The sequence below is a fragment of the Pseudomonas sp. NFACC14 genome, from assembly GCF_900106885.1.
In the GTDB taxonomy this organism is placed as follows: Bacteria; Pseudomonadota; Gammaproteobacteria; order Pseudomonadales; family Pseudomonadaceae; genus Aquipseudomonas; species Aquipseudomonas fluorescens_AA.
This window is the reverse complement of sequence record NZ_FNOA01000032.1, coordinates 42,005-55,593: the sequence shown is the minus strand read 5'-3', so window position 1 is coordinate 55,593 and position 13,589 is coordinate 42,005. Positions and strand designations below refer to the sequence as shown.

11 protein-coding genes are annotated in these 13,589 nt (G+C 62.4%); 10 read left to right on the top strand and 1 reads right to left on the bottom strand.

Annotated elements, in window-relative coordinates; genetic code table 11:
• Nucleotides 1-241 precede the first annotated feature (241 nt).
• From BLU85_RS28330 to pgaD, 6 genes are all read left to right on the top strand, one after another.
• Nucleotides 242-877, top strand: a complete 636-nt coding sequence (locus tag BLU85_RS28330; protein WP_060739785.1) for a hypothetical protein — start codon at nucleotides 242-244, stop codon at nucleotides 875-877.
• Between the two features lie 158 nt (nucleotides 878-1,035).
• Entirely contained in the window at nucleotides 1,036-2,541 is a 1,506-nt protein-coding gene (locus BLU85_RS28325) for a YdgA family protein (RefSeq protein WP_092204982.1), read from the top strand.
• A 246-nt stretch (nucleotides 2,542-2,787) separates the two neighbouring features.
• Nucleotides 2,788-5,268: a poly-beta-1,6 N-acetyl-D-glucosamine export porin PgaA gene (gene pgaA / locus BLU85_RS28320; protein WP_092204981.1), complete on the top strand. Its 2,481-nt coding sequence runs from the start codon at nucleotides 2,788-2,790 to the stop codon at nucleotides 5,266-5,268.
• 12 nt (nucleotides 5,269-5,280) lie between these two features.
• Entirely contained in the window at nucleotides 5,281-7,278 is a 1,998-nt protein-coding gene (pgaB, locus tag BLU85_RS28315; RefSeq protein ID WP_092204980.1) for a poly-beta-1,6-N-acetyl-D-glucosamine N-deacetylase PgaB, read from the top strand.
• A gap of 1 nt (nucleotide 7,279) precedes the next feature.
• Nucleotides 7,280-8,635 carry a poly-beta-1,6-N-acetyl-D-glucosamine synthase gene (gene pgaC / locus BLU85_RS28310; protein WP_092204979.1) on the top strand — a complete coding sequence of 452 codons (1,356 nt, stop codon included), beginning with the start codon at nucleotides 7,280-7,282 and terminating at the stop codon, nucleotides 8,633-8,635.
• Nucleotides 8,632-9,138: a poly-beta-1,6-N-acetyl-D-glucosamine biosynthesis protein PgaD gene (gene pgaD / locus BLU85_RS28305; RefSeq protein WP_092204978.1), complete on the top strand. Its 507-nt coding sequence runs from the start codon at nucleotides 8,632-8,634 to the stop codon at nucleotides 9,136-9,138. Before pgaC ends, pgaD begins: the two co-directional genes overlap by 4 nt.
• Before the next feature lie 167 nt (nucleotides 9,139-9,305).
• Here the strand turns inward: pgaD and BLU85_RS28300 are convergent, their stop codons facing one another.
• Nucleotides 9,306-10,838, bottom strand: a complete 1,533-nt coding sequence (locus BLU85_RS28300) for an FAD-dependent oxidoreductase (protein WP_092204977.1) — start codon at nucleotides 10,836-10,838, stop codon at nucleotides 9,306-9,308.
• A 138-nt stretch (nucleotides 10,839-10,976) separates the two neighbouring features.
• On the opposite strand from BLU85_RS28300, the gene BLU85_RS28295 reads away from it, so the two are divergent.
• The 4 genes from BLU85_RS28295 (at nucleotide 10,977) to BLU85_RS28285 (ending at nucleotide 13,485) form a co-directional block, all read left to right on the top strand.
• Nucleotides 10,977-11,537, top strand: coding sequence for a YbhB/YbcL family Raf kinase inhibitor-like protein (locus BLU85_RS28295; RefSeq protein ID WP_092204976.1), 561 nt, complete (start codon nucleotides 10,977-10,979; stop codon nucleotides 11,535-11,537).
• Nucleotides 11,538-11,693: 156 nt separating this feature from the next.
• Nucleotides 11,694-11,867: a hypothetical protein gene (locus BLU85_RS31205; RefSeq protein WP_170847662.1), complete on the top strand. Its 174-nt coding sequence runs from the start codon at nucleotides 11,694-11,696 to the stop codon at nucleotides 11,865-11,867.
• Between the two features lie 38 nt (nucleotides 11,868-11,905).
• Complete coding sequence (locus BLU85_RS28290) at nucleotides 11,906-13,219, top strand: MFS transporter (RefSeq protein ID WP_092204975.1); 1,314 nt, start codon at nucleotides 11,906-11,908, stop codon at nucleotides 13,217-13,219.
• A 20-nt stretch (nucleotides 13,220-13,239) separates the two neighbouring features.
• Nucleotides 13,240-13,485 carry a hypothetical protein gene (locus BLU85_RS28285; protein ID WP_092204974.1) on the top strand — a complete coding sequence of 82 codons (246 nt, stop codon included), beginning with the start codon at nucleotides 13,240-13,242 and terminating at the stop codon, nucleotides 13,483-13,485.
• Nucleotides 13,486-13,589 lie beyond the last annotated feature (104 nt).

Sequence of the window (13,589 nt, the reverse complement as noted above, 5' to 3'; positions counted from 1 at the left end):
AGTGAAACGATGCATCGCCGATGGTAGTGTGGGGTTTCCCCATGTGAGAGTAGGTCATCGTCAAGATTGAATTCCCAGAACCCCTGTCTGCCCCCGCAGACAGGGGTTTTGTCGTTTTGGGCCGGTAATCGGATCGAACCCCTGATGCCCCGGCAAACCCCCAACGCCGTTGCTATGCTGTGAGAGTCGGGCTCTGGCGACCAAGAGGGCCACGACGTCACTGGTCATGGGGATTCCAATAATGAAAAACCCTTATGCTCCCGGCTTTTGGTGCGCCACTGCGGCATTGCTGCTGCTTTCGGCCACTTATTTCTATGGCGTCATGCTCACTCATCAAATCGACAAGGCGCTGCTGTTCCTCGATAGCGCGGCAGCGTTGATTGGCGTGATATCCATCGCAATCGTGGCCTGGGCTTCGCTTCAGGGCCAACGCATCAAGAAAAAACACCTCGAGCAAGGCAAGACCCTGGTGCTGATTTGGGACACCAAGGTGGCATTGCGACGCGTCGAAACGGTGTTTGACCGTTATTTCTGGGGCAGTTATTGGCAACCTGGCCGCACATTCCAGGAAGTCATGGGCGAGCTCACCGGTACTCCGTTGGAAAAAAGCCTGGAAGCCCTGAAAGTCCAATGCGCGGCCTTGGACAAGCAGGTCACCCAGGACGGCTGGCACTGGCTCAACAACGCCCGTGAATTGTGCGACGTGGCTAACGCCATGGCCCGGGAGCGCTATCAACTGGACTTTTGCGATTCGCGCGCAGAGTCATCGGGGGCTGCGGTGATCAATCGCGATTTCGAAGTGCTGGTGTACACCTGGACGGCCCGCCTCAAGACTTTCGACCATCAGCTCGATGAGATCGAAGTCCAATATTCGTAGACCACCTCGCAAGAAAACGTTTTTACCCCCATAAACATTGGGCCCGCAGGGGTGCCTGATGGTAATCTCCGCTCCTCTTTGCGGCGTCGAGCCACCCCCCTTGGCGGGTCAGGGAAGACGACGGCTTTCTTCAACCATGGACATCGATCGGGTCACTCATGAATAAATCAGCAAGCGTACTTCTGGGAATTGTTGTGGCTGTCGGTGCTATCAGCGCGGGCGGCGCCTGGTACACCGGGACCAAACTCGAAGGCGTGTTGAAAAATGCTATTGCCGATAGCAATAAGCAGATGCAGACAGCCTTGGCCGGGTCCAACAGCACTGCTGCCCTGGAGCTGGTTTCCATGGACCGTGGCACATTCAGCAGCACCGCTCACTACCGTCTCAAAGGCGAAGGTGAGATGTTCGGTGGTGAGTCGGTCGAGTTGCTCTTCGTCGACCGGATCGAGCACGGCCCACTGCCATTCTCGCGCTTGATTACGCTCAAGTGGCTGCCGGTCATGGCCACCAGTCACACTGCTCTTGAGCGCAATCCACTGACTGACAAGTGGTTCGCTGCGACCAAGGACCAGTCGCCGCTCAAAGGTGTGGTCAACCTGGGTTACGACGAATCCATCAACGGCACTTACGAGCTGCTGCCGTTGGATACCAAGTTGGATGAGCAGTCCCAGCTCACTTTCTCCGGTCTTAAAATCGACTTGGCCGCCAGCGCCCAAGGCCAGAAGATCAAGGCCGATGGCTACATGGACAGCTTTAAGTTGACCACCGTTGCCGAAGATCAGACGCCAGTGCAGATCGAGCTGAATGGCCTGACATTGGCCAGTAACCTGAGCAAAAGCTCGTACGGTTACTATATGGGTGACAACACCCTGCTGATGAGCAGCACCAAGGCCACGTTTGGTGAGCCGAAGTCGGTGCTGGGCCTGAAGAACTTCGAAATGAAGAACAGCAGCAGCGAGAACGGCACCAGTGCTTCGGGGCGTGCCGATTACAAGATCGGTGAATTGTCGTTCAACGACAAGACCATCGGGTCGGCACAGATGGCGGTCAGTCTGAAGAACCTGGACATCCCGGCCACCATGTCCCTGATGCAGATCTACCAGACCAAGCTGCAGCCCTACGAGAAAGCGGCCGCCGAAGCCGCGGCAGCCGGTGAACCGACGCCAGAGTTGAGCCTGACCGAAGCTGAAGAAGCACAGGTCAAAGCCGACCTGGAAAAACTCTTGGCCGGTGCTCCGCAGGTGGCCTTGGAAAATCTGTCGTTCAACACTGCCAACGGTGAAAGCCGTGCCAGCCTGATCGTTGATCTGACCAAGCCACAGTCCATGGACCTGCCGCCGGATGAATTGGGACGTCAGTTGCTCGCCCTGCTGGATTTCAATCTCAAGGTTTCCAAGCCGATGCTGGTCGACCTGATGACCGTGCAGGCACAGATGGAAGGCCAGACGGATGCCAAGCTGATCGCCGATCAAGCCACAGCCACCAGCGATATGTTCAGCGCCATGGCCGTCGGTACTCAATTGGCGACCCTTGAAGGCAACGACGTTGTCACCAAGTTGCACTACGCCAACAACCAGGTCGATTTCAATGGCCAGAAAATGACCGTTGAACAATTCTCGGCATTTGTGATGAGCAAGCTGGGTGGTGGCGTCGCCATCCAGTAAGCCCGTTCAAGCCACACCCAAGACCCGGCCCGTGCATGACGCACGGCCGGGTTTTTTTATGCCCACGGATCAACCCTGGGCCGAAATCTGTATCGATTCTGAAGAATTGTGGCGTTCCTGAAGATGACCCGCCCGAGAGTGCAAGACTAGGCCCATTAGAGCTTGGCTGGATTCCTTTGATCCGGCTTCCTGTTTGATGGGCAAGGGGGCACTGCGACCCGGCTGGCCATGTAAGGATGCTGACGAATGCCGCGTACTGTGGGTCCTTTTATTCAACGTGGTTTGCGCCCGTTGTTTCGCGTCGCGCTGTGCGGCCAACTGTGCTGGCCGGTGCTGGCGTTTGCCGATACCGCCTATGACCAAATGGTGCTCGACGCCCGTGCAGGCCATTACACGCCTGCGCTGACTGCGTTGCGCCAGGTGCCGGCCGGCCAGGCCAATACCGCGCAGATCAGTGACCACTTGCAGATCGCCAGTTGGGCCGGCCTCGATACCGAGGTGGTAACGGTCTATGAGGCCCAGGGCCGTAATCGAGCGCTGCCCGTCCAGGCGCTGACTGCGACGGCTCGAGCCTATCGCAACCTCAAGCGCTGGGATTCGGCGGCCGAGTTGTACCGCCAGGCCTTGGTGATCGATCCCCAGAACCCCGACTTGCAGCTCGGCCTGGCCTTGACCCAGGCCGATGCAGGCCAGCCCGACGAAGCCGTCACACGCGTCAAGGCCCTGGTCGCTGCCAAGCCGACAGATCCGATGCGTCGACTGGCACTGGGTTATGCGTTGACCCGCGCCAACAGCCCCCACGAAGCGCTGTTCGAATACGACCAGGCCTTCACGCGTGCCGGCAACAATCCAGAGGTTGCGCGCGAATACATCTACGCCCTGCAACGCGCACGGCTGCCGGAGCCGGCGCTGCGCCTGGCACGCTTGCAGCCGGGGCTGATCGACCGTGGCGTGCAACGACGCCTGGAGGGTGACGTCGCCGCCGAACGGGTGCGCCTGGCGGACATGGCCAGCCGCAGCGAAGAGGAGCGCTTCGTCATTGCCGACCGCGCCTTGGCCGACTACGACAAGTTGCTCGTCACCTGGACCCCGGTGGCCGAGGCCCATGACGACGTACTCCGTTGGCGCATCGATCGCATGGGCGCGCTCAATGCCCGCGCCCGTCGAGCAGAAGTGATTGCCGAATACCAGAAGCTGATCGCCGAGGGCGTGAGCATTCCCACTTATGCCCTGCGCTGGGTGGCCTCTTCCTATCTGGAACAGCGTGAGCCGGAGATTGCCGTCGATCTGTACCGCCGGGTCCTGACCGCGCCGGATGCCGACCCCGCGGAGCGTTTTGAAGACAGCACCGCGCTCTACTATGCGTTGCTGGAAAGTGAAAAATCCGAAGAGGCCCGTGCACTGGCCGAAGACATGGCGAAAGCCCAGCCTCCGCGCATCGAGCTCAAGGGCCTGCCGATCGGCAACCCCAACGATGAATGGATGGACGCCCAGCAACTCGCCGCCCAGGCCGGTACTTACGGCGCGGACTTGCCCTCTGCCGAGGCGCGCCTGGAAACCTTGGTCAGCCAGGGCCCCGGCAATACTGGCATGCGTCTGGCCCAGGCCGATCTGTACCAGGCCCGCGACTGGCCGCGCCGTTCGGAAAACCTGCTCAAAGAAGTCGAGGCGACGATTCCGCGCAACCGTGACCTGGAAATCGCCCAGGCCCGCGCTGCCATGGATTTGCAGGAGTGGCGGCAGATGGATGCATTGACCGATGACGTGGTCGCCCGCTACCCGGAAAACGCCCATGTCAAACGTCTGCAGCGCCAGCGTGAGATACACGACATGGCCGAGCTGCGCATCGAGGCCTACACCGGCAAGAGCTATGGCGGTGGCAACGGTGATGCCGGTGCAGTCACTGGCAGCCGGGACTTTGGTATCGAAACGCTGCTCTACAGCCCGCCTATCGATGAAGACTGGCGGTTGTTCGGCGGTGCCGGCTACGCCACCGGCGATTTCGAGGAAGGCACCGGCCACCACCGTTGGCAGCGCCTGGGCGTGGAGCGTCGCACCCGGGACATGACCCTGGAGGCCGAGGTTTCCAATCACTCGTATGGTTCTGGCGACAAGCAAGGCGCGCGCGTGGCCGTGGCCCGAGACATCGACGACCACTGGCAATACGGCGGCAGCCTGGATTACCTCTCGGCCAATACCCCGCTGCGGGCGCTCAACAGCGGCATCCGCGCCAACGGCGGGAGTGGTTTCGTCCGCTGGCGGGCCAATGAAAGCCGTGAGTGGCGACTGGCGGTGAGCCCTTCCCATTTCAGTGACGGCAACAACCGCCTCGAAACCCAACTGACCGGCCGCGAGGGCATCTACAGCACGCCGCGCCTGCAAGTGGAGCTGGGTCTGGAAGTCGGCGCCAGCCGCAACAGCGGCTCCAACGAAGTGCCCTATTTCAATCCGAAAGCGGATTTCAGCGTCATGCCGACCGTGAGCGCGAACCACGTGTTGTATCGCCGCTACGAAACCACGTGGAGCCAGCAATTCCAGGTCGGTGCCGGTACCTACAGCCAGCGTGACTACAACACCGGGGCCATGGGACTGCTTGGCTACGGCCAGCGTTTCATCTGGAACGACGTGCTAGAGGCAGGTGCTGCGCTGAGTTGGCTCAACCGCCCCTACGACGGCGATCGCGAAAGCGATTTGCGCCTGCTTGTCGACCTCACCTATCGCTTCTAGAAGAGTTTGAAGATGCCTGTCATTTCGCGATTCATCCTTCTGCTGGGGGTCTTGCTGATCAGCGCTTGTGCCCAGCAAGCCCCGGCGTTCACGCCGCCTTCGCAGCGTCCGCTGGCGGCCAACGACGCCCCGTGGCCGAAGAACCATGTGCTCGGCATCGCCTACCACGATGTCGACGACCGAGACCCGGACCAGGCGCTGGTGGCCGTGCGCACCGAGCGGCTGATCGAGCAACTGGCGTGGCTGCGGGAAAACAACTACCAGCCGGTCACGGTGGACCAGATCATCACGGCCCGCAACGGCGGCCCGGAGCTGCCACCCCGTGCGGTGCTGCTGAGTTTCGACGACGGCTACTCGAGCTTCTATACCCGCGTCATGCCTATCCTGCGTGCCTATAACTGGCCGGCCATCCTGGCTCCGGTCGGTAGCTGGGTCGATACGCCGCTGAACCAGACGGTGGATTTCGCCGGGGTGCCACGCAAGCGGTCCGAGTTCCTGACCTGGGAGCAGATTCGTGAGGTGTCGAAATCGGGCCTGGTGGAAATCGCCGCCCACACCGATGCCAATCACAAAGGCGTGCTCGCCAACCCGCAAGGCAACCAGCAACCTGCGGCGACGACCCGGCGCTACGATCCGGCCACCGGTCGCTATGAGAGCGAGGCCGATTTCCAGGCGCGCCTGCGCAAGGATGTGGCGGCCATTTCCGAGAAAATCCGCAAGGTGGCCGGTTACAGCCCACGCGTCTGGGTCTGGCCGTACGGGGAAGCAGACGGCGTCGCGCTCCAGGTGATCGGCAGCGAGGGCTATCAGATGGCCCTGACCCTGGAGGATGGCCTCGACAGCCTCGATAACCTGATGAGCGGCCCGCGCTTTTTGGTGTCGTCCGATCCGGATGGCGCCCATTTCGCCGAAAGCATCGTGTCCGTACAGACGATTGACCCGATGCGCGTGGTGCATGTCGATCTGGACTATGTCTACGACCCGGACCCGGTGCAGCAAGAGGCCAACGTTGGCAAGCTGGTCCAGCGCATCTACGACCTGGGTGCCAACACCGTATTCTTGCAGGCATTCGCCGATCCGAAAGGCGATGGCCTGGTGCACTCGTTGTACTTCCCCAACCGCCACCTGCCGGTACGGGCCGATCTGTTCGACCGGGTCGCCTGGCAGCTGCGCACCCGGGCCAACGCCAAGGTCTATGCCTGGATGCCGGTGCTCAGTTTCGCCTTGGACGCGAAGCTGCCACGGGTACAACGCTGGGATCCGGAAACCGGCAAGACCGGCGTCGCCCCGGACCAATATGTGCGGTTGTCGCCGTTCGACCCGAATGTGCGCAAGGTCATCGGTGAAATTTATGAAGACCTGGCGCGGATGAGTTCGGTGGATGGCGTTCTGTACCATGACGACGCGGTGCTCTCCGATTTCGAGGACGCCAGTCCCGCGGCCCTGAAAGTCTATGCCGCCCACGGTTTACCGACGTCCATCGCCGCCCTGCGGGACGACCCTGCGGCGATGCAGCGCTGGACCCGCTTCAAGAGCCGCTACCTGATCGACTTCACCCATGAGCTGACCGCCAAGGTCCGGGCGATTCGTGGTCCGCAAGTCCTGACGGCGCGCAATATCTTTGCCGAACCGATGCTCAACCCGCAAAGCGAAGCCTGGTTCGCCCAGAACCTCGACGACTTCCTCGGCGCCTACGACTGGACGGCACCGATGGCCATGCCGCTGATGGAAAAGCAGACCCGCGCACAGTCCGGCCCGTGGTTGGAACGTCTGGTCCAGACCGTCAAAAGCCGGCCCGGCGCACTCAAGCGCACGGTGTTCGAGTTGCAGGCGCGAGATTGGGACAGCCAACCGGTGACCGACATCGACGGCGAACTGCTGGCCGACTGGATGGGGCGCCTCAAGCGCCAGGGCGTGACCAGTTTCGGCTACTACCCGGACAACTTCATCGAAGACCAGCCCGCCGTGAAAACCGTGCGGCCGGCGCTCTCCAACAAGTGGAATCCTTGACATGCTCGACAGACTGCTCGCCCTGCTGGTGCTGGCGATCGTCCTTGGGGTGCCCCTGGGCCTGATTTTCCTGGTCACCGGGCAATTCCTGATGGACTTCGTGTTCTTTTACCCGCTGTTCATGTCCGGGCTGTGGATCGCCGGCGGCCTGTATTTCTGGCTGCACTGGGAACGCCACTGGCCATGGAAGGACGACACCTTGCCACCGTCCCTGGCGGGTGAGCCGCTGATCAGCATCCTGATCCCGTGCTTCAACGAAGGCGACAACGTCGCCGACACCATTCACGCGGCGCTGGGCCAGCATTATCCGAACATCGAAGTCATCGCCATCAACGACGGCTCCAAGGACAACACCGCCCAGATGCTCGACCAACTGGCAGCCGAGGACCCGCGCCTGCGCGTGCTGCACCTGGCGGAAAACCAGGGCAAGGCCGTGGCCCTGCGCATGGGCGCCATCGCGGCGCGCAGCGAATACCTGGTGTGCATCGACGGTGACGCGCTGCTGGCGCCGAACACCTGTGCTTACCTGGTGGCGCCGATGCTGGACAACGCCCGCCTCGGTGCGGTGACCGGCAACCCACGCATTCGTACCCGCTCGACCTTGATCGGCCGGGTCCAGGTCGGCGAGTTTTCCTCGATCATCGGCCTGATCAAGCGTACCCAGCGGGTCTTCGGGCGGATCTTCACTGTATCCGGCGTGATCGTCGCGTTCCGTCGCACCGCCCTGCACCGGGTCGGCTACTGGAGCCCGGACATGATCACCGAAGACATCGACATCAGTTGGAAGCTGCAGCTGGATCACTGGAGCATTTTCTACGAGCCGCGCGCGCTCTGCTGGATCCTCATGCCCGAAACCTTGCGTGGCCTGTGGCGGCAACGCCTGCGCTGGGCCCAAGGGGGCGCCGAGGTGCTGTTCAAGAACATCCGTGGCATCTGGCAATACCGCCATCGCTACCTGTGGCCGCTGCTGTTCGAATACTGCCTGTCCACCGGCTGGGCGTTTACCTTCCTGCTGTCGGTGATCTTCTGGGGCGCCGGCAAATTCGTCGAAATGCCAGCGGCCATCGCCGTGGATCACCTGATGCCGCCAGCCTTCACCGGCCTGTTGCTGGCCGTGGTGTGCCTGCTGCAGTTCGCGGTGAGCATCCTGATTGATCGGCGCTACGAAAAAGGCCTGTGGCACATCATGTTCTGGGTGGTCTGGTACCCGTTGGTATTCTGGCTGATCAGCCTCTTCACCACCCTGGTGAGCTTTCCCAAAGTGCTGTTCGGGCAGCATCAGAAGCGTGCGCGCTGGATCAGTCCGGATCGCGGTATCAAACCGTTCGATGATCAGGAAGAGGAAGTGATCCGATGAAAATTGTCAGGACCCGGCAACGGCCTTTTCTGGTGGTCATCGATGCGCTTTTCACCGTGCTGGCGTGGATGGGGTTGCTGTATTTGCTGGTCAAAGGGCTGTGGCCGCTGCTCGACGGCCAGGCCGGCCCGCGCCTGGGAGGGTCGCTGTTCGACACCCTGGAGACTTTGCAGGTCTATGGTTGGATCGCGTTGGTCAACGCGGTACTGCTGATTACTTGGGCGCGTTATCAACAGCGTAAAAGTCGCAGCTTCGCCCAGCGCCGGCTGCCGGCGCCGGTGGTGGATGACCAGGGCTTGAGCGCCAGTTTCAAGCTGACCGGCGAGCGCCTGGACACGCTGCGCCAGCCCGGCTCGAAGATCATCCACAACAACCAGGACGGCGACATCAGCCATGTCGTGCCGCATTTCCATTTGCTCAGCCCGGACTTGCAGCCACCGCCCCTGGCGCCATTGGAGCGACCACGGGTTATCCACTTGCCGGCCGATCAGTCTGTGCATTGATGCAGGCAGGGGGATTGGGGGCGTGGCGGATATTTCGGTCAACACAAGACAACACTGTGGGAGCGAGCTTGCTCGCGATGGCGTCGCCTCAACCACATTGAGGTGACTGATCCACCGCTATCGCGAGCAAGCTCGCTCCCACAGGGGATTTGGGGTGTGGGACAGGTCTACGAAGAGAAATCCCGAACCAGCCGCCACGCCTCGTCCACCGGCAACGGTTGCTTCATGCGCTGGGCCAGCGCTGCCATGGCCCGGCCTTCATCGCAGGCCACGGCGGCGGCCACGAGGCCGTCCTTGCCTAGCAGGGCGATAAAGGGCGGGTGCTCGGGCGTGCCCTTGAATTCCACCTCGTCCCAATGTTCAGCGTGCCCGAGGTAGTCGTAGCGTTTGCCAAAGTGATAGGTCCAGAAAAACGGCACGTCCAGATAGTGCTCGTCGCCGCCGAGCATGTTCGCGGCGGCGATGCGTGCCTGTTGCTGGGCCAGGCGCCAATGCTCGATGCGTACAGGCTTGCCGTTCAGGGGAAATGTCGCGATATCCCCCACGGCCCATAAGCCATCAGCCACACGCATGCCCGCGTCAACGGACAGCGACTGGTCCTGTTCCCGTGGCAACCGGGCAAACGGCTCGGTGGCCGGGTGCACGCCGATGCCGACGATCACCAGGTCCGCAGCCAAACGCTGGCCGTTATCCAGCACCACGGCTTCGACCTTGTGCGTTCCCTCGATCCGTGCCGCTTCGCCGTCGGTGTGGTACACCACGCCGTTGGCCCGGTGCCGGGCCAGGATGGCCTGACCGACGCTCTCGCCCAATTGCGCGGCGAACGGCACCGGGTGCCGGGCCAAGACGGTGACGCTCAGCTCGCGCTTGCGCAGGGACGAGGCCACCTCCATGGCGATGAAACTGTCGCCAATGATCACCGCCCGTAGCCCTGGCCGGACAGTGTCGAGAATCTGCCGGGCATGAGCGATCGAACGCAGCACGAAGACTTGCGGCAAATCGATGCCGGGCAGCGCTGGCGTCTTCGGCTCCCCGCCTGTGGCAATCAGCGCGGCGTCATAGTCCAGGCGCCGGCCATCGGCGAGCTGGATTTGCCGGGCACTGGGGTCCAAATGGGTGACCTCGCCGTGGAGCCTTTCGATGCGTTGCTGGGTGAAATAAGTTTCATCGCGCAGCGGTGCCGTCTCGTTGACCGGCATGTCGCCGGCCAATACATACTTGCTCAGCACCGTACGGTCGTAGCCGGCTTCGGCTTCGCGGTCGATCAACAGGATCCGGCCGCCAAACCCCTTCTCCCGCAACGCCGCCGCGCAAGCCGTGCCGGCCGCGCCAGCACCGATGATGACAAAGGTGCGTGCGTCATCGGCCGGCGGGATTTTATCGGCTGGCAACGGTTGGTCATCGACCCAGACGTCATCACCGCGCACTTCGACGTGATAGCGCGCCAGGCTGTCGAGGGCCGGCGGCTCGCACAGGGCGCCGTCTTCAGCGCGGAAGGCCGCCTTGTGCCACGGGCAAATCAGTCGTCCATGGCACACCGCACCCTTGGCCAGTGGTGCGCCTGCATGGGGGCACTTGCCTTGGAAGGCGCGCACCTGATCGCCTGAGCGCAGCAACAGGATGGACGTGTCGTTGATTTTGACTTCGAGGCCGCGGTCTTCGCGAACATCGGCGAAACGGGCGATTTGATGCAGAGACATGGGCGTTCTCCGTCAGGCGTTTCCCTTTGGAGTCGAGGGCCGGAACGAGGTTCAGCATAATTGTCACTGCACCCTTGGCGACGCTGCGGCTATAGTTCGCAAGCCGTCCATGGCCAGACACGCACAAGGTGCCCCGGTATGACTCGATTGAACATTCTCACCCCTTGGCTGGCGGCCTTCGCCCTGGTGCTGTGCGCACAAGGAGCAGCCCAGGCCGAGGAGCGTTTTACCCTCAGTATCCCCGGCGTGTCGGACGACCGCCTCTTCACCGCGGCGGCGGCCAGTGACGCCAACGCCTGTGGTGGCAAGAACATTTCCCCGGCCTTGAGCTGGAATGCCGGCCCACCGGGCACCCTCAGCTATGCCATCGTCATGTTGGACCCGGACGGTCAGAGGGGGCAGGGTGTCGATCACTGGGTCCACTACGGCATCAAGGCCACCACCCGGCAGATTCCAGCGGGCGCCGGTACCAAGTCCTCGTTGGAAGGCATGAGCGGCATCAACAGCAAGAACACCCACGGCTACATCGGCCCTTGCCCGCCCATCGGCGACAGCGCTCACCATTACCTGATCCAGCTCTTCGCCCTGGACCTGCCGCCGGAAGCCTTCCCCGCTGGCCTCACCAGGGCCCAATTGATGGACAAAATCAAAGGTCACGTCCTGCGCAACAGCAGCGTCGTACGCCGCTACCACCGCTGACCCGAACAACGCAAACCCCCTGTGGCGAGGGAGCTTGCTCCCGCTGGGCTGCGAAGCAGCCCCCTGCCACAATGGCGCCGTCCAGACACAAAATTGGCGTCAAGCGCCAAAAGCGAGCACTATCGAGCCCCTGTTCACTCATGCCGGAGGATGGCGATGACGCAGAAACCCGACGGCATCGCCCGCCTCCTGAACTGCCCCACCAAGGGCGACGAAATACGCCGGGCCATCGCCCGGAGCCGCAAGGATTTCCTGCCTGTCGACGAGGCCGAAGACGCCGAGCCAGGCCAACCACCGGTTCAACCGGTGGACACTGATCGCGACGACTGAGCCGTCGCCCTCTTTCAACTTATCGTTCAAATCCGCCTATGACTGCCACCCCCGTTCTACCCGGTGACCGATTCAGCCGATCCGATTACAAGACCCTGGGCCTGGCCGCCTTGGGAGGCGCGCTGGAGATCTACGATTTCATCATCTTCGTGTTCTTCGCCCTGACCCTCAGCCAGTTGTTCTTCCCGCCGGAAATGCCCGATTGGCTGCGCCTGCTGCAAAGCTTCGGGATTTTCGCCACCGGCTATCTGGCTCGCCCCTTGGGCGGCATTCTCATGGCGCACTTTGCCGATCGCCTGGGGCGCAAGCGAGTGTTCAGCCTGAGCATCCTGATGATGGCCTTGCCATGCCTGCTCATCGGGGTGATGCCCACCTACGCGCAAATCGGCTATTTCGCCCCGTTGCTGCTGCTGGCGCTGCGTATCCTGCAGGGCGCGGCCGTGGGCGGCGAGGTGCCAAGCGCCTGGGTCTTCGTGGCCGAACACGCGCCGCTGCATCATCGCGGCTATGCCCTGGGTTTCCTCCAGGCCGGCCTGACCTTCGGCTACCTGCTGGGCGCCCTGACCGCCACGGCGCTGGCGCGGATCTACACGCCGGCGGAAATACTCGATTACGCCTGGCGCCTGCCGTTCCTGCTGGGGGGCGTCTTCGGTGTGATCGGCGTCTGGCTGCGCCGCTGGCTGAGCGAAACGCCGATCTTCATGGCCCTGCAAGCCGATCGCGAAGGCGCTGCGGAACTGCCGTTGCGCACGGTCCTGCGCGACCACCGCCAGGCCTTGCTGCCCGCCGCCATCCTGACCTGCGTGCTGACCTCTGCCGTGGTGGTGTTCGTGGTCATCACCCCGACCGTGATGCAGAAAAGCTTCGGCATGACGCCCAGCCACACCTTCGCCCTGAGCAGCCTGGGCATCGTCTTCCTGAATATCGGCTGCGTCCTGGCCGGCCTCATCGTCGACCGCATCGGCGCCTGGCGCACCGTCATGCTCTACAGTCTGCTGCTGCCCCTGGGCATTGCCGTGCTCTACGCCAGCCTGATCAGCGGCAGCGCCTGGCTGGGCCTGGCCTACGCCGTGGCCGGCCTGGGTTGCGGCGTGGTCGGCGCGGTGCCATCGGTGATGGTCAGCCTGTTCCCGCCGAAGATCCGCGTGTCGGGCATCTCGCTCACCTACAACATCGCCTATGCGCTATGGGCCAGCATGACACCGTTGATGCTGATCGCCCTGGTGCCGTGGAGCCCGTGGGTGTGCGTGGGGTATTGCGTGGTGATGGGGGCGGTGGGCGTGGCTGCGGCGGCGTATTTCCCGGGGCGCCATGGCAGAGCTGCGCAGCCGTCATTGGTCTGTGAATCCTAGCCCGGCTGGCTTAACCTCAAGTGCCGGTGGCGATCTCCGAGACCGCCACCTATTGGATCGACACGTTCAACGTTGAAGTCGAAGGTAAAAACGAACGCTTTCTGCCCGACGAAAAAGTCCGCGACCGGTTGCACACTGACTTGATCGTCCGCCTAGGCATGGCAGGTGCCCTGACGAACAGAGGCAACTCCGATGTCGAAGACTATTACACCGGCCAGTTGAGCCGCTTCATCGCCGATGATCTGCGGGGCATTCCGTCCCGCTAGCCATGCCTGCTGCAGCGTGCGGGCGATGGCTCCAATCGCGGTAACGGCCTGGCCACTTCGGGGAGGCCAGGCCTGTCTTGCGGCGCTTCAAAAGAATTTTTTGG